This window comes from Sphingobacterium faecale (assembly GCF_016746095.1).
Lineage (GTDB): Bacteria > Bacteroidota > Bacteroidia > Sphingobacteriales > Sphingobacteriaceae > Sphingobacterium > Sphingobacterium faecale.
In genome coordinates, this window is sequence record NZ_JAERTY010000016.1 from 1 (window position 1) to 23,709 (window position 23,709).

Below are 23,709 nucleotides of genomic sequence, written 5' to 3' on the forward strand. Positions count from 1 at the left end.
GGTTCTTACTGAACCGTGACCTTGAACGATCCGATCGACAATACTAAGTTTGAATTCCAAACTATGTTTTTTGTTTTTTCTCATAAAAATGCCCCCAGAAAGTGTCTAACTTTTTGGGGGCATTGCAAAACGTGCTCCTTTTTTTATTGAATGATCCCGCTTATTTAAGGGTTGCCAAATCCAGCTCTTTAAACATAGAAGTCAATTCATCCAATGAATAACCCCTACCTTCGAGTTTTACTACAAAACGCTTATTATGTATCCATTGTATCTCTGAATCCTTCGTCCCTTGATCACTACGCTCCTTAACCATAGTTTTCGTACCATTAATATCCATCGTCTTCTCGAAGCCTGTTTCTGTTATTTCTTCTTTATCGGTCATCATCCCCATAAACATAAGCGAAACAATACTCGCCCCTCCTTCTCCTGCCCCATCCATGATATCAATCACTATAGTCTTAGACTGATCATCATTTTTATATTCTGCCTTACCACTCGCTAGATTGAGTGCACTCATCTCCCCCACTTGTAGAGAAGTACGCTTTAACCCTTGAAAAGTATCTGGTAATACCGATTTAAAAACTTCATTGGATACTGGAGTCATCGCTTTTAACTCATCCATACGAGATTCAAGCTCTTTGGTATATTCTTCCAGCTTGCTTAATCCTTTTATGGCTTCTGCAGACTCGCCGATCTGCTCTAAAACTCCTTTTTCATTACTTTCAGCATCCTGTTCTTTAGCGTCATTGTTTCCACAGGAATACATCAACCCAGCTCCGATCAAAGAAGCCAACATCACATTCTTTATTTTCATTTCTATCATTAGTTTGGATATTGTTTTTTTCTATCAAAAAGCATACCCTAAAACCGCAATAGTCAAAAGAATCTAATATATTTAAACTATTTATTATCAAGAGGTAGTAGAATTATGATTTTTAAATCATAGTTCATAATTTTGACATTATGATCACACAATCAACTGCGGGAATCAATATATCTGTAGAATGCGTCTATCAGCCAGAATATTCTAATGCTGATAATATGCATTTCATGTTCGCCTATAGAATCACTATAGAGAATACTTCAGATTACACCGCTCAGTTAATTAGCAGACATTGGGAAATATTTGATTCTATAGGCGAACACAAACAAGTAGATGGAGAAGGAATTGTTGGTGAACAACCCATCCTGCAACCAGGTCAATCGCACCAATATGTATCCGGATGTAATCTAAAAAGTGAACTTGGCTATATGGAAGGATACTATACCATGACGCGGGAAATAGATGGCAAACAATTCAAAGTGAATATCCCGAGATTCAATCTCACTGCTTCGTTTAGATTAAACTGACAGTTATTTGTAAAATACACTTCTCTACATTCTTTTTCTAATCTGCAAGAGATAATTTGCTTACTTTTGTGCTTGGATAAATATGCCTACAGACGAAAGACTATAATGCTGTAATCCAAAGTTATAGGTAAAGCAAGTTCAGCTTTCCTAAGCAAAACACAAACTACTGATTATTAGATAAATATAAATTAATCTAATAATCATCCGGCGTATTGGGTCACGACTTTTCACAGAAGGATCCCAAGAACAGTACGATTCAGATAGTAGGTTTTTTATAGTACGATAATAAAATAATTAGGAAAACGTGAGTATAGTTAGTACAGAACAAGTTGGTCACTCTTTCAATGACAAATGGTTATTTAAAGAGTTGCATTTTGGCTTGCAGAAAGGCGATCGCATAGCTCTGGTCGGAATAAATGGGACAGGCAAATCTACTTTATTAAAATTACTGGCAGAAGTCTTTCCTCCACAGGAAGGCAAGATTGTAAAAGAGAAAGGAATCCGCATAGGATATTTACCTCAAGAGCCTGATTTTTCAGGTTTAAATACGATCAATGACTTTATTTACAGTGCGGACAATGAGCAACAACAATTGATTAAAGAATATGAAGAACTCATAGACTCCCCTACTGTAGACGAACACAAGCTGGCGATCATAACTGATCAGCTGACAGCACTCAATGCCTGGGAATATGAATACAATATAAAAACTATTTTAAACAGGTTACAGATTTCGAATTTTGACCAAAAGATAGATAGCCTCTCTGGAGGACAGAAGAAAAGGCTATCCTTGGCCAAGCTTCTTATCGACGAACCTGATGTATATATATTGGACGAGCCGACCAACCATTTGGATATTGAAACTATCGAATGGTTAGAAAAACTGCTAACAACAGGTCAAAAAACTGTTCTTACAGTTTCCCACGACAGATACTTTTTAGATAATATTTGTACAGAGATACGTGAACTGGATAAAGCTAAAGTACACCTGTATAAAGGAAACTATGCCTACTTCTTAGAAAAGAAAGCAGAAAGAGAATATAACGATGCTATACAGGCTGAAAAAGCACGCAATCTATTAAGGAGAGAACTCGAATGGATGCGCAGACAACCCCAGGCTCGAGGTACCAAATCAAAATCAAGAATAGATGCCTACTATGCCCTAGAAGAGAAATCGAAGGGACCTAGAGCAAACGACAAAGTAGAACTCAGTGTTAAAGTATCCCGTCAAGGTTCCAAAATACTGGAATTAAACAATGTATCAAAATCGTTTGATGGACATACATTTATTAATAACTTTTCCTATATATTTAAAAAAGGAGATAGGATTGGGCTAGCTGGCAAGAATGGCACTGGCAAAAGTACTTTTCTAAATTTACTAACCGGAACCCTCCCTCCTGACGCAGGGACTGTAGATATCGGAGAAACAACCAAATTCGGATATTACAGACAAGGCGGACTAAATTTCGATAGTGGAGACCGTGTACTAGACATCGTAAAGAATGTAGCCGAATATATAAAAATGGCTAACGGCGATACGCTAACAGCCTCCCAACTGCTAACGCTATTTCTCTTTCCTCCAGAAAAACAATTCGGAATGGTAAGTAAATTGAGCGGTGGAGAAAAGAAACGTCTGCAGTTGATGCGTGTACTCATGGCCAACCCTAACTTTCTAATACTAGATGAGCCCTCCAACGATCTAGACATAGACACCTTAAATGTACTGGAAGACTTCCTAATAAACTATCCTGGAATATTAATATTGGTATCGCACGACAGATACTTAATAGATAAACTCACAGAGCAGCTCTTTATTTTTGATGGAGCTGGAGATGTAACCATATACAATGGAAACTATGCAGACTATAAAGCAGAACAAGAGTTAAAACTAAAAGAAGAAAAATCTATAGACAAAACTACTAAAGACTCCCCTACCACAACTAGTCAAAGTAATAAAAAGAAATTAAGCTTCAAAGAGCAATTTGAATACGAGACAATAGAGAAAGAAATAGATGTGCTTGAAAAAAGTATAACTGAAAAAACAAATTTACTAAACAACACAACAGAACACGAAGCGTTAACTGAAATATCAAACGAGATACAAAACCTACAGAAGGAACTTGATAAAAAATCAGATCGCTGGATAGAATTATCAGAATACATTTAAACTGTTTCACGTGGAACATTAAAAAAACACCTGTTCCACGTGAAACATTACTTACTAATATGTTTAATAAATATAACGTAATCGTTGTAGGCGCTGGTCACGCAGGGTGTGAAGCCGCCGCTGCGGCAGCAAATCTAGGATCCTCTACCCTATTAATCACTATGAATATGGGAGTAATAGCTCAAATGAGTTGCAACCCTGCAATAGGTGGAGTAGCAAAAGGTCAAATCGTAAGAGAAATAGATGCCATGGGTGGATACACTGGTATTATCGCTGACAAGTCTACGATTCAATTCCGGATGCTCAACAAATCCAAGGGTCCAGCTATGTGGAGTCCAAGAACGCAAAATGACCGGATGCGTTTTGCAGAAGAATGGAGATTACAACTCGAAGCAATTCCAAATCTGGATATGTGGCAGGATACAGTCAAAGAAGTAATTGTAAAAAATGGTACTGCTAAAGGCGTGATAACTTCGCTAGGTATACGTATAGAAGCGGATGCTGTCATACTAACAAATGGAACTTTTTTAAATGGCTTAATACATATTGGTGACAAGAAATTCGGTGGTGGCCGAACCGGCGAAAAATCTGCGACAGGACTGACAGAGCAACTGGTTTCACTAGGATTCGAATCAGGGAGAATGAAAACGGGAACTCCCCCGCGCATAGACGGAAGAAGTTTAAACTATGCACTCATGGAAGAACAATGGGGCGATGAAGAAAAAGGACGATTCTCTTTCACAGATGTTCCATTACCTACAGAACAACGTTGTTGCTGGATAACCTACACAAACGACAAAGTACACGAAATTCTCAAAACCGGTTTTGAGAAATCTCCAATGTTTACCGGTAGAATCAAAGGCCTAGGTCCAAGATACTGTCCATCCATAGAAGATAAAATAAACAGATTTGCTGAACGAGATAGACATCAAATTTTCGTAGAGCCAGAAGGATTTCAAACTGTCGAAATATATGTAAACGGTTTTTCAACTTCGCTCCCAGAGGAGGTACAGCAAAAAGCACTACGACTTATACCTGGTTTTGAAAATGCAAAAATGTACAGACCTGGGTATGCAATAGAATATGATTACTTCCCTCCTATGCAATTGGATCTAACTCTAGAAACATTGAAGGTAAAAAATCTATTCTTTGCGGGTCAAATAAATGGAACGACTGGTTATGAAGAAGCCGGAGCACAAGGTTTTGTGGCGGGAGTAAATGCACATCAAAAGATAAATGATCTGCATGAGCTTATTCTAAAAAGATCAGAATCCTATATCGGTGTACTCATAGATGATCTAGTAACAAAAGGTACAGAAGAGCCGTACCGAATGTTTACCTCCAGAGCTGAACACCGCTTACTTCTGAGACAGGATAACGCAGATATCAGACTTACTCCTATCGCGCATAAATTAGGACTTGTATCTGATGAGAGACTAAAAAAGGTTCAGGAGAAAATAGAGAATTCTGATAGACTGGTGAACTACATGAAACAATTGTCGGTAAGTCCGATCGAAATAAATGAAATATTATCACGAGAACACTCGAGTCCATTGACTCAAAAGAGTAAAATGTTTGGCATATTGAGTCGCCCGCAGATAAACATACGCCATATTGCAGAATCGAATGCCGAGTTTTCTACCCTTCTTGAGAAATATAATGAAGAAACGATAGAACAGGCGGAGATCAAAGTAAAATATGAAAGTTACTTTGAAAAAGAAATGGAAATTGTAAATAAGATGAAAAAAATGGAGGATAAAGAAATTAACCCTAATTTTGATTATTCTTCATTAACTTCGCTATCGATAGAAGCACGTGAAAAGTTACTCAAGGTAAAACCTCGAACACTTGGACAAGCTTCACGAATATCTGGGGTATCACCTTCGGATATTAGCGTTTTAATGGTTCATATGAGTTAATTAATTATATATCAATAGTTTACATAAAACAAAATCGACTTAAAATAAAGCGATATAAGAGATTATCTATAAATTTATGATACTGGAGCCCACTAAAGATAATATTGCGTCAAAACGCCTTAAAACAAGTTTAATTCAAAAATTGATAATAATAGGCTTTATATCGCTTATATCGCTCACTTTTTTTCGATGTGCAAACATGCAACGTCCTACAGGCGGGCCAAAAGATTCGCTTCCACCAAAAATATTAAACGAGTCTCCAGCAAACTATACTAGGAATTTTGATGCAAAAGATATAATGCTCACTATGGATGAATACATCAAACTCAATAATCAATTCAAAGAGTTCAGTATCTCTCCTGACCTAGAGAAACAACCCGAATATAAAATTAAAAAGAAAACATTACATATACGCCTCCCTGATTCTTTAGAAACGAACACGACATACACTATAAACTTTGGGAAAGGTCTTGTGGATTATAATGAAGGAAATCCTATATTGAACTATAACTATGTCTTTTCTACTGGTCCTGAACTCGACTCATTACAAATCTCAGGTTCTGTAAGAAATGCTTACACTAAAGTATTTGATGAAAAAATAGATAAGGACGTGAAAGTACTACTCATTCCTACTCGCCAAGATTCAATATTTGGTAAACGTAAAGCAAATATCTTTACCTTAGTAGATTCGTCAGGTAATTTTACTTTCAGAAACCTTAGAGAAGATACCTATAGAATATATGCACTGAAGGAACAAAATAACGATAGAATATATAACAATCCGGAAGAAGCTATAGGATTCATCCTAGACAGTATCGTCTTAAACAGGAACATCGACGATATAAAAATCGAGTATTCGGTAGGAAAGCCTACAAAATTTAGAACTATAGAAAAGAAAATAGAAAAAAATAGTAGGATCTTGCTCACTTTCAATCAACCATTAGATAGCCCATTAATAAAAATAATAGAACCAATAATTCCCGATAACGAACAGAAAATCTCTTTTTCTAACTATAAGGATTCTAGTTTTATATTTCTAAAAAAATTAGATTTTGACTCTATAAAATTTGAGTTAAGCGATATGAATATTGTATTAGATACTATTTTATTGAGACGATCCAAAAATGAAAAATACGAGCGAATTATCGAACCACAGCTTAATATAGAAAACAAAGTAGATAAGATTAAACATATTACTTTAACAAGCTTATTTCCAATAGAAAATATAGATAAAAGTAAAATCACAATTAATGAAGATAGTACCTCCAGACGAAATTTTCAACTGCAACAAGATAGTATAAATAAAAATATCTATCATATACGCTATAATTGGAAACCTAAAAAAGACTATGAACTCGTTCTAGAAGAAAAAGCAATATTAAGTCCGTTCGAAGATTTTAATAAAGAGTTCAAAACAAAGTTTACACTAGATGAATCAGAAAACTATGGTGATATAAAATTCAAAATAACCGGTATAGAACCTAATATCCAATATATCGTGCAATTAACTGACGACAAAAAGGAAAAAGTATTTGATACGCGATATATTACTAATTCTGATGAGATTATATACCAAAAATTTCCTGGAGGTAAGTATATACTTCGAGTAATAAAAGACTTAAATAAAAATAAAAGATGGGACGGTGCTGACGTCTATAATAAAATACAGGCTGAACCGATCTGGTACTTAGACAAACCGTTTACAATACGTGCGAATTGGGAGCAGAATGAAAATATAGTGCTACAATTTGAATAAAAATCAGTTTTTAGAGCAGCGTCTTTATCATTTAAACCAGGAGGCGTACATCACGTAATTGTGTGGAAGATTCTGTAATAGAGACAGTTGGTCTTCTGTCAATGGCTTGACTTTCTTTGCCGGAACGCCAGCGTAAAGAAAGCCTGATTCACAGATCATATTTTCTAAAACCACTGCGCCAGCAGCGATGATTACATTGCTTTGTATATGTGCTCTATCCATTACGATAGCACCCATACCGATCAGTACATGACTATCTATGGTACAACCGTGAACTATTGCATTATGTCCTATATTAACGTAAGTACCTATATCGGTTCCATTGCGTTCGTAGGTACCGTGAATAGTTACATTATCCTGAATATTGGAATAATCTCCTATTTTAATATAATTTACGTCACCACGTACTACCGCATTAAACCAAATGGAACAGTTTTTTCCAACTGTTACGTCACCGACAATCGTACAATTAGGCGCGAGATAGGTATCATCACCTATAAATGGAAAACTCGCTTTAACCGGGAGAATTGTAGCCATAATCTATAAAATTGTATCTTCCAACTGCTCAGCATGTTGAAGATAATCTGTTGTAAAATGTAATCCCCTACTCTCTTTTCTATTCATGGCCGATTTGACCACCAAATAAGCCACTTGTATAACATTCCGAAGCTCACAAAGTTTAACAGATAAACGCGTCCTTTTATAAAAAGATTCGGTTTCTTCGTGCAATAACCCCAAACGACGCATAGCTCGATCAAGACGAAAATCGGAACGAACAATACCTACGTAATCACTCATAAATTTTTGTGTCTCACGCAAATTGTGAGTTACCAAAATATCTTCATTAGATAGTTTGGTATTCGAATCGTCCCAATCCGGAACTGATTCTTGATAAGTCAGGGAAGCAAAATTGGCTTCTGCATTCAAAAATATACGATGTGCATACACTGCTGCTTCTAATAGAGAATTGGAAGCCAACCTATTAGCACCATGAAGACCTGTAGATGCACACTCTCCACAGGCATATAAATTGGCTATTGAACTGGCGCCAAACTCATCCACTAGTATTCCACCACACAAATAATGAGCTGCTGGGGTAACTGGTATAAAATCCTTGGTCATATCCAATCCGATCGAAAGGCACTTCTCATAAATATTTGGAAAATGAGAAAGCAGATCAGCTTTATTGCGATGGGTAATATCTAAATAAACATAATCTACTCCTGACCGTTTCATCTCGCTATCTATAGCCCGAGCGACTATATCTCTTGGAGCAAGCGAACCACGCTCGTCATACTCCTCCATAAAGGACTCGCCATTGCATCTTCGTAAGATACCTCCAAAACCACGCACGGCCTCAGAAATTAAAAAAGCAGGGTATTCACTCGGGTTGTATAAAGCTGTCGGATGAAACTGTATAAACTCCATGTTCCTAACCTTTCCTTTAGCCCTATATACCATAGCGATGCCATCGCCTGTAGCAATTGTGGGATTTGTCGTACTCGAATAAACATGCCCCGCTCCTCCTGTAGCCATCAAAGTGACCTTTGCGAGGAACTTTTCCACATTGTTAGTAAAAGTGTTGAAAGCGTAAATACCGTAGCAAGCGGTATCTGTAGACTTCTTATCCACATGTTTTCCTAAATGATGCTGTGTAATGAGGTCTACTGCAAAATAATGCGTTAGAATCTCTATATTCGGTTCCTGATGAATCTTCTCGAGTAACGCACGCTCGATTTCATACCCCGTAATATCCTTATAATGAAGGATTCTATGCGCAGAATGACCTCCTTCTTTCGCTAAATCGTAACTACCTGAATCTTCTCTATCAAACGAAGTCCCATAAGCTATCAACTCTTCTATACGGGCAGGCCCCTCTTTGATCACGTTTTCCACAACCTGTGGATTACAAAGTCCATCCCCTGCAATCAGGGTATCCTGTATATGCTTTTCGAAGCTATCGGTATGATCTGTAACGACCGCTACGCCTCCTTGAGCGTACTTTGTATTGGACTCATCTTCATTAGACTTAGTGACTATCAATACTTTACCTAACTTAGCTGCTTTCAATGCAAAACTCAACCCTGCAATACCCGAGCCTACTATTAAAAAGTCAACTTTTCTCTCCGACATATTAAAAACTTAAATCTAGAACCTTTATACGTTAACAAATTAACAAAATATGTGGAAAACGTGTAAACAAATAGTGAATTAAATTGTAAAACTTTTTATTATTCCACAATCGCCTATAAATACACACATCCTAACCTCAATAATTCTACAAATATGAAGCAGATATTAACAAATTGTAAACATAAATCAATTCACATCTGAATATGGAAAAAATAAAGACATAAAAATTACTCGATTGAAAATCAAGCTATATCCTAATAGATCCTGTGGATAACTTGTGGATAAAACAGCATAATCTCAAAAATAAAATAAAATTTAACTCACTTATCCCCATTTTCCACAGACTAATAAACAATAAGATTGATTTATATAAAATAGATTATTAATTATTGAAAAAAAGGAATGTGGATTTCGTTTGAATTTCTTTGTTTACTTTTGTGATGTTGATTTGGTTCCAATGATTGACAAATAAAGAAGAGAGATGAATATTACTTTTGAGAGAGACTTAGAAGCCAAAGGCTTTATCGATGTTGCTATTGATCCTAGTATTGATTTGGTCGATGAAATAAAACGATTGAAGAAAGAAAAGAATGCTGTTATTCTAGCTCATTATTACCAAGATTCTGAAATACAGGATTTAGCAGATTATATTGGGGATAGCTTAGGATTGTCACAACAGGCCGCTAAGACAGATGCTGATGTCATTGTATTTGCAGGTGTTCACTTTATGGCTGAGACAGCTAAAATACTGTCCCCCAGTAAAAAAGTACTTTTACCGGATTTGAAAGCAGGGTGTTCGTTATCAGATAGTTGTCCTCCACATTTGTTTGCGAAATTTAAAGAACAATATCCAGATCATCTGGTGATTACCTATGTGAATTGTACAGCTGAATTGAAGGCGCTATCGGATATTGTCTGTACATCAAGTAATGCTGTACAGATTGTTGAGAGTTTGCCACGTGACCAAAAGATTATTTTTGGCCCTGATAAGAATTTGGGCGACTATGTAAAGAAAAAAACAGGTAGGGATTTGGTTTTGTGGAATGGTGCTTGTATGGTACATGAAATTTTTTCTCAGGAAAAGATAGAAAGATTGCGTGACGAAAATCCTGGAGCTAAATTTATAGCCCATCCAGAATGTGAAGAACACATTCTGAGCCAAGCTGATTATATCGGATCTACGTCAGGAATGTTAAAATTTACAATCGAAGATGCCAGTCAAACGTATATTGTAGCGACGGAATCAGGAATTTTACATCAGATGCAAAAGGCTAGTCCAGATAAAAAGTTTATTCCGGCTCCTCCAAATAATGCATGTGCCTGTAATGATTGTCCTCACATGAAGCTAAATACATTGGAGAAATTGTACAATTGTCTCTATTATGAGCAACCTGAGATTATTCTGCCGGAAAATGTGATTGCTAGAGCTCAAAAACCTATCGAACGGATGTTGGAAATATCAGCTCAATTGGGATTATAGTAGATAAATAATAGAAAATACGAGCAAAAAATATGTTTGATAATATAGATAAAACAAATATTAGTGAGTTAGGAGAATTCGGTTTAATTGATCATCTGACACAAGCTGTGGAATTAACAGAGTCTTCAACCGTGAAAGGAATCGGGGATGACGCCGCAGTATTGGACTTTGCGAATAAGAAAACGCTGATTTCTACCGATCTTTTGCTCGAAGGAATTCATTTTGATTTACGTTATGTTCCGCTAAAACACTTGGGATATAAAGCTGTACAAGTGAATTTGAGCGATATTTATGCCATGAACGGTATGGCTTCTCAGATTACATTTTCTATCGGATTGTCTTCAAAATTTCCGTTGGAAGCCGTCGAAGAAATCTATGAAGGTGCTTTAATAGCTTGTAAAAAGTTTAATGTCGACTTAATTGGTGGTGACACCTCTGCTTCGGCGCAGGGTTTGGTGATTTCCGTAACCAGTATTGGTTATGCAGAGGAAAGTGAAATAGCTTATCGATCAGGCGCTAAGGAAGGAGATTTGATCTGTGTATCGGGCGATTTAGGAGGAGCTTATGTGGGATTACAATTGTTAGAGCGCGAAAAACAGATTTATTTGGAAAATCCTAACATTCAGCCCGACCTGGAGGGAAAGGATTATATTATCGAGCGGCAGTTAAAACCTGAAGCCCGCAAAGACGTCGTTCAATTATTGGATGCGTTGCACGTGAAACCTCACGCTATGATCGATGTGTCGGATGGATTGGCTTCAGAAATATTGCACATTTGTAAAGCTTCAAATGTAGGATGTAAACTGTATGAGGATAAAATCCCTATTGATCCAATGACTTATGAGACTGCTCGGGAATTTGGGTTGGATCCTACAGTATGTGCGTTGAGTGGTGGTGAGGATTATGAACTTCTATTTACAGTTCCACAATCTGACTACGACAAAATAAAAGGGCAATTGGATATTTCCGTAATAGGGTATGTCACAGAAGCAGCTGCAGGATGTGGCATGATATCGAAGTCTGGACATGTACACGAAATAAAAGCTCAAGGATGGAATGCTTTCAATAAATAGTTAAGAATAGGACCGTTATATTACGATATATATATTATTGTTGTTTATTTTGTTGCTTAAATTGCTAATTTTGCAATTACAATAGCCGAAAATAAACAATATGAGCAAAGCTTTATGGACGCCATCGTCCGATTATATCAGTAAATCTGGACTTTTCCATTATCAACAGTTTTTAGAATCGGATAAAGGAAGAAAATTTTCTTCTTATCATGAACTGCATCAATGGTCAATTGACAATTTGGCAGAGTTTTGGTCCAGTTTACTTTCCTACTTTAACATATCGTATTCAGGTACTTACAAGAACCGGTTATCTTGGGATAATAGTGCGACGGATTTTATTGGTACACAGTGGTTTGACGGTATAGAGTTGAGCTATGCGGAGCATATTTTCAAACAATCTACTACGGAAAGACCTGCTCTTAAATTTGCTAGCGAATCAATCGGTTACGAGGAAGTCTCTTGGAAAGAACTGGCAGAAATGGTCAGCCGAATTCAACAATTTCTTGTGGAAAAAGGTGTGGAAAAAGGTGATCGTGTCGCCGCTGTGTTGAATAACACAATCGAGTCTATTGCTATTTTTCTAGCTGTGAATTCGTTAGGCGCTATATGGTCATGTTGCTCTCCTGACTTTGGGGATGTAAGTATTTCAGAACGATTTACCCAAATAAAACCAAAGGTATTATTTATAGAGACTTCTTATCAGTATAATGAAAGGATATTTTCTAAGTTAGAAACATTGGAGCGGCTGAAATCGGATCTCACGGATCTCTCAGCTATCGTACAGGTATATGAAGATGATTGGAAGAAAATTATATTCGATTATGTGCCAAAGCAATTAACTTTTGTACGTGTCCCTTTCTCCCACCCAATTTGGATACTGTATTCTTCCGGTACCACAGGTAAGCCAAAAGCTATTACCCATAGTACGGGAGGAAATCTTATGGAGCATTTTAAAGCTTTAGTATTACATCAAAATGTGCAGGACGGAGAAAATTTTCTTTGGTACACAACAACAGGTTGGATGATGTGGAACTATGCATTGTCGTCGCTCTTATGTGGCGCTACCCTTTGCTTGTTTGATGGTATTATTAACCATAATAAACACCTTACTTTTTGGACATTTTTGAAAAGAGCGCAAGTAGATCATCTTGGAGCCGGAGCGGTTTATTTTACTTCATTAGAGGGAATAGAGATAGCTGATTATGCACCTAAGGTTATTGGCTCTACGGGATCGCCGTTGCCGATAGCTACGTTTGAAGATTTGCAGCGTAAATTTCCGGATGTACATATTGTTTCTTTGAGTGGAGGTACTGATGTATGTTCGGCTTTTTTATCGGGTAGTCCGACATTACCAGTATATGCCGGGATGTTACAGTGTCGAGCACTAGGAGCTGATATTGTGGCTTTTAATGATCAAGGGAAAGCTGTATATGATGAGGTAGGTGAATTGGTAATCCGTAAACCTATGCCCTCCATGCCGCTTTATTTTTGGAACGATACAGAAAATAAGAAATATCATGAGAGCTATTTTGATCATTTTCCGTCGGTATGGAGCCATGGCGATTGGATAAAAATAAATGATGAAGGCGTAATAATCTACGGTAGATCGGATGCTACTTTGAATCGAGGTGGTGTGCGTATAGGTACTGCAGAAATCTATAATGCAGTAAATAGTCTATCACAGATAAAAGACAGTCTGGTCGTCTGTATAGACTATGATAATGGTTCTTCGTCAATGTTGCTATTTGTACAGACAGAAGATAAAAGCGATTTTAACGAGGACTTAAAGGATACGATAAAACGGACTCTGAGGGGACAGTATAGTCCAAGACATGTGCCGGATTTCATTTACCCCGTTTCTGATATCCCTTATACACTGAGCGGTAAAAAACTAGAACTTCCTATCAAAAAGATTTTTTCGGGGACAGAGGTCGCTAAAGTTGTTTCTACGGATATCATGCGTAATCCGAAATCTCTAGCTGAGTATGTTTCTATTTATAATACGATTTAGGTTTTAAGGCTATTAAGGGTTGAAAACCAACTCTTAATAGCCTATTTAATTAGGTCTGTATAACACCTACGTTATATTTTGGTATATCAGGATTATTATTGGCAGCCTCAATACCCATACTGATAATTTTTCTGGTTTCTTTAGGATCTATAACACCATCTACCCAAAGTCGAGCAGCCGCGTAATAAGGACTTAACTGTTCATTATATTTTTGCTCTATTTCGGAAAGCAATTTGTTTTTTTCGTTTTCAGATAGCTGTACGCCCTTCCCTTTTAAGGTTGCTTCCTGAATCTGTAGTAGCGTTTTACCGGCGGAAGCGCCACTCATAACAGCCATTTGGGCAGTTGGCCAGGCGTATATCAATCTTGGGTCATAGGCTTTGCCACACATCGCATAGTTGCCGGCGCCATAACTATTTCCGATTACGAAGGTAAATTTTGGTACAACGGAGTTGGCCATTGCATTTACCATCTTTGCTCCATCTTTTATGATTCCGCCCTGTTCCGATCTGGAACCTACCATAAATCCTGTTACATCCTGGAAGAAAACTAAAGGAATCTTCTGCTGATTGCAGTTCATGATGAATCTAGCCGATTTATCTGCAGAATCCGAGTAGATGACCCCTCCCATCTGCATTTCTTGTGTACCTCCTGGTTTCTTTGCTTTGACTACTTCTCTTTGATTAGCAACTATACCTACTGCCCAGCCATCTATCCGGGCTAAGGCACAGATTATAGTCTTGCCATAATCTTTTTTATATTCTTCAAGGGAGCCTTTGTCTACAATAGAATCTAGTAACTGAAGCATATTATAGGGTTTGAGTCGATCTTCGGGAAGATTTTTATAGACGGCATCTGTAGGTAACAAAGGTAATTGGGATTCTATTCTTGAAAATCCTGCTTTTGGTGTATCTCCGAACTTATCCACTATATTTTTGATGGCATCTAAGCAGCTTTCATCATTTGGATATTTATTATCCGTTACGCCTGATATTTCAGAATGTGTAGTGGCACCTCCCAGACTTTCGTTATCGATTACTTCGCCTATTGAAGATCTAACAAGGTAAGAACCAGCTAGAAAAACAGAGCCTGTGCCCTCTACGATAAGTGCATAGTCTGACATAATAGGTAAATAAGCACCACCGGCCACGCATGACCCCATAATGGCAGATATCTGTGGAATACCCATAGCAGAAATCTTTGCGTTGTTTCTGAAAATTCGACCGAAATGTTCTTTGTCTGGAAATATTTCATCTTGCATAGGAAGATATACGCCTGCTGAGTCCACTAAATAAATAATAGGCAGGTGGTTTTCCATTGCGATCTCTTGTGCTCTTAGGTTCTTTTTTCCTGTAATCGGAAACCATGCCCCTGCTTTTACGGTAGCATCATTGGAAACAATAATGCATAATCTTTGTTGTACGTAGCCCATGACAATGGCTACACCTCCGTTCGGACAGCCTCCATCATTGGGATACATATTGTCCCCAGCAAAAGCTCCTATTTCTGTATAAGGACTATCCGGATCCAGTAAGTATTTTATACGTTCCCAAGCGGTAAGTTTCCCTTTTTCCTTGTGTTTTTGAATTTTGTCTAAACCGCCTCCTAAGTAAAGTTTTTCGGTTTTTTCTTTTAGTATTTCAAGAAAGTTTTCCATATGTTATGGATTATTAATTTAATATTTACAAAAGGTCGTTTGAATTATTTTTATAAATATCGTAAAATATTATTTGTTTTTTTTGATATTTGTAATAATAATTATAAACTGAATATAAACATAAGTAAAATTTCATTATGTATAATGCGAAGGATACCGAGCAAATGGTAATGATACGTGAGAGCGCACGTGAATTTGCAAAAACGCACATCAAACCTTTTGTGATGGAGTGGGATGAAAAGCAATATTTTCCTGTAGAGCTTTTTAAAAAAATGGGTGATTATGGTTTCATGGGAATTTTGGTTCCGGAAAAATACCATGGAGCCGGACTTACTTATCAGGAATACATAACCATATTGGATGAGATATCCAAAGTATGTGGTTCTATAGGTCTTTCGGTAGCTGCTCATAATTCGTTGTGTACAAATCATATTCTATCCTTCGCGAGTGAGGAACAAAAAGAAAAATATTTACCAAAATTAGCTACTGCCGAATGGATCGGTGCCTGGGGCCTGACAGAAACCGGATCGGGATCCGATGCAGGGGGAATGACAACTGTCGCTGTTCAAGATGGTGATTATTGGGTAATAAATGGTTCTAAAATTTTTATTACGCATGCAATAAGTGCAGATGTAGCTGTAGTTATTGTCCGTACTGGTGAGAAGGGGGATAAACATGGGATGACGGCTTTTATTATTGAAAAAGGAACACCTGGATTTACTGCAGGTAAGAAGATCGATAAATTGGGAATGCGGGCATCGGAGACAGCTAGTTTATTCTTTGATAATTGTCGGGTTCACAAAGATCAGGTAATAGGAGAAGTCGGCAATGGTTTTGTTCAGGCACTAAAACTACTGGACGGAGGTCGTATTTCTATCGCTGCATTATCTTTGGGAATTGCGCGCGGTGCTTACGAATGTGCGTTGCAATATTCGAATGAGCGGGAACAGTTTAATCAAAAAATATTTGATTTTCAGGATGTTTCATTTAAATTAGCCGATATGGCTACGAAGATTGAAGCTTCGGAACTATTAATCAGACAGGCTGGTTATTTGAAAGATACGAATCAGAAAGTGACGAAAGAAGGTGCTATGGCTAAGCTCTATGCATCGGAAGTAGCTGTTGAGGCTAGTAATGAATCCGTACAGATACATGGTGGCTATGGATTTACCAAGGATTTTCCTGCTGAAAAGTTCTTCCGCGATGCCAAGTTATGTACAATCGGTGAAGGAACTAGTGCAATACAGAAAATGGTAATCGCACGCGAAATAAGAAAAGATGTTAAATAGTTCACAAATACAACTTATAGAATGTCCTAGAGACGCAATACAAGGTATAGGTGGTTTTATTCCTACGGGAAAAAAGATCACCTATATCAATGAGTTGGTAGCTTCCGGACTATTCGACTATATTGATTTTGGAAGCTTTGTCTCGCCAAAGGCTGTACCCCAACTGGCGGATACGGTTGAAGTATTGGAGGGATTGGAAAAGGGAAAGACGAAGTTGTTGGCAATAGTAGCGAATGAAAGAGGGGCACAAGCGGCTTCTGTATTGGAGAAGATTGATTACTTGGGATATCCATTTTCTATTTCGGAAACATTTCAGCAACGCAATGCGAACTCTTCTGTTGACGAGTCTTTTGAGCGCGTGAAAGGGATATGTGACCTGATACAAGGGAATAAACAGGAACTTGTGGTCTATATCTCTATGGCATTTGGAAATCCTTATGGCGATCTGTGGCATGAAGATTTAGTTATAGAATGGATGGATCGTCTATCAACGCTAGGAATAAAACGTTTTTCTATAGCTGATACGACTTCGGAAGCTTCTGCAGATGCAATTTCTAGCTTATATAGACTGGTTGCTAAGGAATTTCCCAATACTGATTTGAGCCTTCATTTGCATGCACGGGTTGAAGAGGCGTTATTAAAGGTTGAAGCAGGATATAACGCTGGATGTAGACGTTTTGAGGGGGCATTTTTAGGGTATGGTGGATGTCCATTTGCAAAGGACGATCTGGTAGGTAATATCCCGATGGAATTATTGTTAGATAGATTCGAAAAAGGAAATGTAGAGCAGCATGTGAAGCTTATGGATGCGTTTCAAACTATGATTAGACATGGGGCTATATAAGTATATAAAAGTTGAAATAGATCGTCATATATGTAAAGTAGTATTGGCCCGACCGGAGAAGCGAAATGCATTTACTCCTACTATGGTCAATGAAATAAATCATGTATTTCAAAAAGTCAATGGAGACGATGCTATTAAAGTGGTGCTCATCGAAGCTGAAGGACCTGTTTTTTGTGCAGGAATGGATTTAAAGACTTTTGAAGATGCAGGAGTGGATGAGGTAAATCCTACCATTATAAATGAAAATATATCCTTGGGCGAGGTATTTGAGAGATTGTATAAACCTTCGATAGCTATTGTAGAAGGAAATGTAATAGCGGGAGGTTTTTTGATCGCCTTGGGGTGTACTTATGTATTTGCTACTCCGGATGTAAAGTTTAGATTACCGGAGTTGGACCTTGGTATATTTCCGTTTCAGGTGATGGCTAGTTTATTGAAGATCATGTCCGAAAAGCAGGTATTACAGTTATGTCTGGATACAGGGTATTTTGATTTTGAACGGGCTCGAAATCTAGGGCTTGTGGATGGTATTCTGGATAAGAAAGAATTGGATGTATTAATAGGAAGCTTCGAAAATAGATCTGTTCGTGCCCTGAAAGAAGGTATAAAGTCTTTACGAGCTATAAAATCAATTCCGGCACAAGATCAGTTTACCTATCTGAAAGAGGTATTGGATAATCTGAAGAGAGGCTAATTAGCATCTGCCTCTTCAATGACTTGGTCGATAGCATTTGGATCTTTCTTTTCTATAGAAAAGCTATTATACCCTGCTCCAATCTCTATCTCTAATAGTTTTTGCTGCAACATCTCTAATATAGCTAAGAAATTGAAAACAAACTGTACTCTATTCTCTGAGTGCTTGAGGATATGTTGGAAATCCAGTTTCTTATTCAGCTCAATGAGTTCAGCTATGGCTTTCTTTTGCTGTTCGATTGTATAAGGGAATTTGACAACCGTATGCGTCACAGGCATTACCCTGTGGGTAAAATGAAACATCATCTTTTCATATACCATCATCAGTTTATATAAATCGAAAGATGCGAGTTCTTCTTCGGTAGTCTGTCGCTGGGTGTGTTTTAGATCATAGGCAATATTAGCGCGATGGTGTAATTTTTCGCGGTCCGTTTCCAAAACTTTTAACGATTCGCAGACATCCTTGAATTGTTTGTAGAGGATAAGTTTCTGAACAAGTTGTTCTTTTAGATCTACTTCATTTTCGTTTCCATCTAAATCAGGACGAGGAAGTAACATTTTTGCCTTGATACGCATCAGGGTCGAGGCAACAAAAATAAATTCGGAAGCTAATTCTATATTTAAGGATTGCATTTTCTGGATATAATCCAAAAAGTCATCTGTAATTCTAGAAATAGGGATATCGTGGATGTTCAGTTCATCGCGTTCGATAAAGAACAATAAAAGGTCAAAAGGACCTTCAAATTGTTCCAGTTTTATTTCGTAGTTTGTCGCATCCATATACAATCTCAAAAATAGACATTTGAAAGTTAATATTTATGTTTTAGAAAAACATCTCTGGTATATTTAACGGACAAAACTAATTCTCTAAATAATTGTAGATAGTTTATGGAATTAATTGTTACTTTGTATCTTATTTTGAAATTTTTTTGGTATGCAGGTAGAAGCAGGAGCACTTTTAAAAGGAATTCAATTTCCGTCTGATTTACGTAATCTAAAAGATAGTGAATTGGAAGAAGTATGTAAAGAGCTCAGACAGTATATTATCGATATTGTTTCTGTCAATGGAGGGCACTTTGCGGCTAGCTTGGGCGTAGTCGAACTGACCGTAGCATTACATTATGTGTTGAATACACCTTATGACCAGATTATATTTGATGTGGGACATCAGGCTTATGGACATAAGATATTGACAGGTCGACGTGATTCTTTTCATACGAATCGCATTTTAGGCGGAATATCAGGGTTTCCTAAACGTAGTGAGAGTGAATATGATGCTTTTGGGGTAGGACACTCTTCTACGTCTATTTCTGCAGCTTTAGGGATGGCCGTAGCGTCAGCCTATAAAGGGGAAACGGATAGACAGCACGTCGCTATAATAGGTGATGGAGCATTGACGGGAGGAATGGCTTTTGAGGCATTAAATCATGCTGGTATAGAGAAATCGAACCTACTGGTAATATTGAACGACAACTGTATGTCTATTGACCCCAATGTGGGGGCAATGAAGGAATACCTAACAAGTATTACGACTTCTAAAAGTTATAATAGATTTCGCGATGACCTTATTGCCGTGTTGGCTAAGATTTCTAAGAATGGTCCTGACGCATATGGATGGGCTAAAAAATTAGAACAAAGTATTAAGGGGACATTATTAAAAAATTCTAATTTATTCGAATCACTTAATTTTAGGTATTTCGGACCGGTTGATGGACATGATGTCAATAAACTAGTGAAGACACTGGAAGATTTGAAGCATATCAATGGACCTAAGTTGTTACATGTAGTTACAATGAAGGGAAAAGGGTATTCTCTAGCAGAGAAAGATCAGACTAAATGGCATGCTCCTGGTTTATTTGATAAAATAACCGGTGAGATTAAGAAGAGTACGCATGATAAGCCTCAGCCACCTAAGTATCAAGATGTATTTGGACACACTTTGGTTGAACTTGCTGAAAGTAACAGTCGGATTATGGGAATTACGCCGGCAATGCCGAGTGGATCATCTATGAATATTATGATGAATGCCATGCCAGATAGGGCATTCGATGTGGGGATTGCAGAACAACATGCTGTAACTTTTAGTGCAGGTTTGGCTACGCAGGGATTAGTACCGTTTTGTAATATTTACTCTTCGTTTATGCAACGTGCCTATGATCAAGTGATACATGACGTGGCTTTACAGAATCTAAATGTCGTATTCTGCCTAGATAGAGCGGGATTGGTGGGAGCTGATGGACCAACACATCATGGTGCATATGATGTCGCATTTATGCGCTGTATTCCTAATATGACTGTAGCAGCACCAATGAATGAAGAGGAACTACGTAATATGATGTATACGGCCCAATTGGAAGATATGGGCCCATTTGTCATCCGATATCCTCGTGGATCAGGGGTAATGCCGGACTGGAAGCGTCCTTTTAGGGCGTTGGAGATAGGTAAAGGGCGTAAGCTTGTGGATGGTGAAGAAGTAGCTGTTATTAGTTTAGGACACGTAGGTAATGAGGTGTCAAAGGCTTTTCATATTTTGAATGAAGAAGGAATATATCCCGCCCATTATGATATTCGGTTTGTGAAGCCAATTGACGAAAGCCTACTACACGAAGTATTTAAAAAGTTCAAGAAAGTCATTACTATAGAAGATGGGGTACTGCCAGGAGGATTTGGCTCGGCTGTACTCGAATTTATGGCCGATCATAAGTATACTGCAGATCTTGTCCGATTAGGTATTCCTGATGAGATTGTAGATCATGGGGAACAACCTGAACTGTGGAGACTGTGTAATTATGATGCCAAAGCGGTGGTAGAAGTGTGTCGAAAACTAATGCAATCGCAACCAACAAAGTCCATGGTCAGTTAACCAACATGGGAAACTAAAAATATATTTTCAAATTTGATTAAGCCACAAGTATTTGTGGCTTATTTTTTGCTGTGGATATGGGAGAAAAGAACTAATTATTGAGGCATAAAGTTTTCCACAATTTTCAACCCGCAATCCATTTTTTTTCAAAAAAAGCAATCTATTCTTGCTAACAGATACCTGTGTGGAAAAGTATAATTTGACATAAAGATTAGTGTTAAAATTACTATAAAAACTACGTAACTAGTTGTGTTTCAATTGTTATTGTTTTTTTTGGTTTTTGATTTTTTTACCTCAGAAATTTTTGTCATCTTCGTTGAGAGCGAAAGTTATAAACAATTATTTTATCATTAATTGGTTATCAAGTTATTAACAATTTAAGAATGGAAAAAACGTATACAGGTGTTTGGAATAATTGTCTTCAGGTCATAAAAGATAATATTCCGGCGCAAAGTTTCAAGACATGGTTCGAGCCTGTTAAGGCTATTCGTTTGGAGGGAAACGTTTTAACTATTCAAGTACCGAGTTTGTTTTTTTACGAGTGGTTGGAAGAGCACTATGTGGGTATTCTTCGTAAGACTGTAAAGAAATTTTTAGGCGAGCAAGGAAGGTTGGAGTATAATATTGTAGTAGAGAAATCTTCTACCAATATTCCTTATACGACAAATCTACCTTCGAATGGAAATGGGGCTGAAGCTAAGAGACAATCTATCCCAGTTCCTGTCGCTCTAAATAAAAATATTAAGAATCCATTTGTCATACCTGGACTAAAGAAGTTGCAGGTTGACCCACAACTGAATCAGAACTATACATTTGAGAATTTTGTGGAAGGTGAATGTAATCGATTAGCTAGATCAGCAGGATATGCAGTGGCCAACAAACCTGGTGGTACCTCATTTAATCCTTTGATGTTGTATGGAGATGTGGGATTAGGTAAGACGCATTTGATACAGGCTATTGGTAATGAAATAAAGAGAAATCTGCCAGATAAGCTAGTTATATATCTTTCCTGTGAAAAATTCTGCCAGCAGTTTGTAGATTCCCTGAAGAATAATACAATCAATGATTTTGTAAACTTCTATCAGGCAATGGATGTTATTATTATGGATGATGTCCATAACTTTGCCGGAAAGGAAAAGACACAGGATATATTTTTCCATGTGTTCAATCATTTACACCAGTCAGGGAAACAAATTATTCTGACTTCGGACAAGGCCCCAAAAGATCTTTCAGGGTTAGAGGAGCGTCTTTTAAGCCGTTTCAAATGGGGATTATCCGCTGATATACAAGCTCCGGATTTAGAGACTAGAATTGCTATTCTAAAAAAGAAAATGTACTCGGATGGTATAGAGTTGCCTGAGAATGTTGTAGAATATGTAGCAACACAGATTGATAATAGTGTGCGTGAACTAGAAGGTGCTCTAGTTTCATTATTGGCTCAATCGACATTAAACAAGAAAGAGATTGATCTGAATTTGGCAAAATCGATGCTGAAGAACTTTGTGAAAAATACCCACAAGGAGATCTCGATGGAGTATATTCAGAAATTGGTATGTGAGTATTTTGAAGTCCCTGTAGAAATGGTTAAATCTAAGGTACGTAAGAGAGAAATAGTACAGGCTCGCCAAATATCAATGTATCTGGCTAAAAATCATACCAAGTCCTCTTTGAAGTCGATCGGGAGTTTCTTTGGAGGAAGAGATCACTCTACTGTAATTTACGCTTGCCAGACAGTAGAGGATTTGATAGAAACTGATAAGAAATTTAAAACATACGTACAGGACATACAGAAGAAATTAAAAACTTCTTAGTCGTAATCGTAAGATCGTATAGCAAAAGGGCTGATTCTTTCATAGGAATCAGCCTTTTTTTGATTAAAAAAGGCGAGCCAGAGTATTTTATCTGACCCGCCTCAGCTAGGTAATTATGAAATTAAAAACTATTGTATTTGATTCTATTTATTCCTTTTTATTAGCCATCTTTTCTTCCAAGTATTGAACGAATAATGGTTTTTGTTCGTCTGTCAATAAGTCGTTAATCTTGCCATTGGCAGTGGCTGTCAAAGCTTGTATTTGTTCTTTTACTACATCTGCCGATAATGTTGTGTCTGATTTTATCGCAATTTTTGCATTTACCTTTTCAAGAACAATATTATATACGGCTGTCTGTTGGTCATCAGTCAGTGTTAATTTTTCAGTCAGCTCTGTAACCGTTTCCTTTGCTTTATTTTCTGGATTTATTTCTTGAGCAAATAATACCGTTACAGCAAATAAAAAGCTTAGTCCAGTTAAAATTAATTTTTTCATAGCATTTAAATTTTAAGTTTTTGAAATGTATTATTAAATCGTTTTCTGAATTAATAACTGTCGTATCGCCTATTTTATTGCTTTTATTGTATCTTGTTTGTTACATTTTAACATCATTTAACAAAAATTAAAAAGGGATAAAATAGTTTTATCCCTTTTTAAGTAACT

Annotated in this window: 18 protein-coding genes; 12 read left to right on the forward strand and 6 right to left on the reverse strand. The window is 37.2% G+C overall.

All coding sequences use genetic code 11. From position 1 onward, the window contains the following. Window positions 1-160 precede the first annotated feature (160 nt). Window positions 161-814 (reverse strand): hypothetical protein, encoded by a 654-nt coding sequence (locus JKG61_RS21555; RefSeq protein ID WP_202105083.1) that lies wholly within the window; start codon window positions 812-814, stop codon window positions 161-163. A gap of 149 nt (window positions 815-963) precedes the next feature. Between JKG61_RS21555 and apaG the strand changes: the two genes are divergently transcribed. The 4 genes from apaG (at window position 964) to JKG61_RS21575 (ending at window position 7,192) form a co-directional block, all read left to right on the forward strand. Then, a complete protein-coding gene (gene apaG / locus JKG61_RS21560; RefSeq protein ID WP_202105084.1) occupies window positions 964-1,350 on the forward strand; it encodes a Co2+/Mg2+ efflux protein ApaG in 387 nt (128 codons plus the stop codon). 304 nt (window positions 1,351-1,654) lie between these two features. Next, complete coding sequence (locus tag JKG61_RS21565) at window positions 1,655-3,517, forward strand: ABC-F family ATP-binding cassette domain-containing protein (protein ID WP_202105085.1); 1,863 nt, start codon at window positions 1,655-1,657, stop codon at window positions 3,515-3,517. 59 nt (window positions 3,518-3,576) lie between these two features. Beyond that, window positions 3,577-5,436 carry a tRNA uridine-5-carboxymethylaminomethyl(34) synthesis enzyme MnmG gene (gene mnmG, locus JKG61_RS21570; RefSeq protein ID WP_202105086.1) on the forward strand — a complete coding sequence of 620 codons (1,860 nt, stop codon included), beginning with the start codon at window positions 3,577-3,579 and terminating at the stop codon, window positions 5,434-5,436. A gap of 199 nt (window positions 5,437-5,635) precedes the next feature. After that, the gene (locus tag JKG61_RS21575; protein ID WP_237249575.1) at window positions 5,636-7,192 is read left to right on the forward strand and encodes an Ig-like domain-containing protein; all 1,557 of its coding nucleotides are present in this window, start codon (window positions 5,636-5,638) and stop codon (window positions 7,190-7,192) included. 27 nt (window positions 7,193-7,219) lie between these two features. On the opposite strand, the gene JKG61_RS21580 is transcribed toward JKG61_RS21575, so the two are convergent. Together JKG61_RS21580 and nadB are read right to left on the reverse strand one after the other, a co-directional pair. Beyond that, a complete protein-coding gene (locus JKG61_RS21580) occupies window positions 7,220-7,729 on the reverse strand; it encodes a gamma carbonic anhydrase family protein (RefSeq protein WP_202105088.1) in 510 nt (169 codons plus the stop codon). A 3-nt stretch (window positions 7,730-7,732) separates the two neighbouring features. Further along, the gene (nadB, locus tag JKG61_RS21585; RefSeq protein ID WP_202105089.1) at window positions 7,733-9,325 is read right to left on the reverse strand and encodes an L-aspartate oxidase; all 1,593 of its coding nucleotides are present in this window, start codon (window positions 9,323-9,325) and stop codon (window positions 7,733-7,735) included. Window positions 9,326-9,806: 481 nt separating this feature from the next. On the opposite strand from nadB, the gene nadA reads away from it, so the two are divergent. The 3 genes from nadA (at window position 9,807) to JKG61_RS21600 (ending at window position 13,889) form a co-directional block, all read left to right on the forward strand. Then, window positions 9,807-10,805, forward strand: a complete 999-nt coding sequence (nadA, locus tag JKG61_RS21590; protein ID WP_202105090.1) for a quinolinate synthase NadA — start codon at window positions 9,807-9,809, stop codon at window positions 10,803-10,805. A gap of 32 nt (window positions 10,806-10,837) precedes the next feature. Further along, window positions 10,838-11,878: a thiamine-phosphate kinase gene (gene thiL / locus JKG61_RS21595; protein ID WP_021069597.1), complete on the forward strand. Its 1,041-nt coding sequence runs from the start codon at window positions 10,838-10,840 to the stop codon at window positions 11,876-11,878. Between the two features lie 100 nt (window positions 11,879-11,978). Further along, window positions 11,979-13,889, forward strand: coding sequence for an acetoacetate--CoA ligase (locus JKG61_RS21600; RefSeq protein ID WP_202105091.1), 1,911 nt, complete (start codon window positions 11,979-11,981; stop codon window positions 13,887-13,889). Between the two features lie 49 nt (window positions 13,890-13,938). Here JKG61_RS21600 and JKG61_RS21605 read toward each other — a convergent pair whose 3' ends face one another. After that, window positions 13,939-15,546 (reverse strand): acyl-CoA carboxylase subunit beta, encoded by a 1,608-nt coding sequence (locus JKG61_RS21605; RefSeq protein WP_202105092.1) that lies wholly within the window; start codon window positions 15,544-15,546, stop codon window positions 13,939-13,941. Between the two features lie 137 nt (window positions 15,547-15,683). On the opposite strand from JKG61_RS21605, the gene JKG61_RS21610 reads away from it, so the two are divergent. Genes JKG61_RS21610 through JKG61_RS21620 form a run of 3 tightly spaced genes read left to right on the forward strand, consistent with a single transcriptional unit; the run spans window position 15,684 to window position 18,373 of the window. Beyond that, a complete protein-coding gene (locus tag JKG61_RS21610; protein WP_021069594.1) occupies window positions 15,684-16,835 on the forward strand; it encodes an acyl-CoA dehydrogenase family protein in 1,152 nt (383 codons plus the stop codon). Further along, window positions 16,825-17,679 (forward strand): beta/alpha barrel domain-containing protein, encoded by an 855-nt coding sequence (locus tag JKG61_RS21615; RefSeq protein WP_202105093.1) that lies wholly within the window; start codon window positions 16,825-16,827, stop codon window positions 17,677-17,679. Before JKG61_RS21610 ends, JKG61_RS21615 begins: the two co-directional genes overlap by 11 nt. Beyond that, a complete protein-coding gene (locus JKG61_RS21620) occupies window positions 17,666-18,373 on the forward strand; it encodes an enoyl-CoA hydratase/isomerase family protein (RefSeq protein ID WP_202105094.1) in 708 nt (235 codons plus the stop codon). Before JKG61_RS21615 ends, JKG61_RS21620 begins: the two co-directional genes overlap by 14 nt. On the opposite strand, the gene JKG61_RS21625 is transcribed toward JKG61_RS21620, so the two are convergent. Further along, window positions 18,370-19,164 (reverse strand): segregation and condensation protein A, encoded by a 795-nt coding sequence (locus tag JKG61_RS21625; RefSeq protein WP_394370183.1) that lies wholly within the window; start codon window positions 19,162-19,164, stop codon window positions 18,370-18,372. The genes JKG61_RS21620 and JKG61_RS21625 overlap by 4 nt on opposite strands. Window positions 19,165-19,306: 142 nt before the next feature. On the opposite strand from JKG61_RS21625, the gene dxs reads away from it, so the two are divergent. Then, entirely contained in the window at window positions 19,307-21,235 is a 1,929-nt protein-coding gene (dxs, locus tag JKG61_RS21630) for a 1-deoxy-D-xylulose-5-phosphate synthase (RefSeq protein WP_202105095.1), read from the forward strand. 383 nt (window positions 21,236-21,618) lie between these two features. Next, window positions 21,619-23,046 (forward strand): chromosomal replication initiator protein DnaA, encoded by a 1,428-nt coding sequence (gene dnaA, locus JKG61_RS21635; protein WP_133586785.1) that lies wholly within the window; start codon window positions 21,619-21,621, stop codon window positions 23,044-23,046. Between the two features lie 147 nt (window positions 23,047-23,193). Here the strand turns inward: dnaA and JKG61_RS21640 are convergent, their stop codons facing one another. Continuing rightward, entirely contained in the window at window positions 23,194-23,541 is a 348-nt protein-coding gene (locus tag JKG61_RS21640) for a hypothetical protein (RefSeq protein WP_202105096.1), read from the reverse strand. Window positions 23,542-23,709 lie beyond the last annotated feature (168 nt).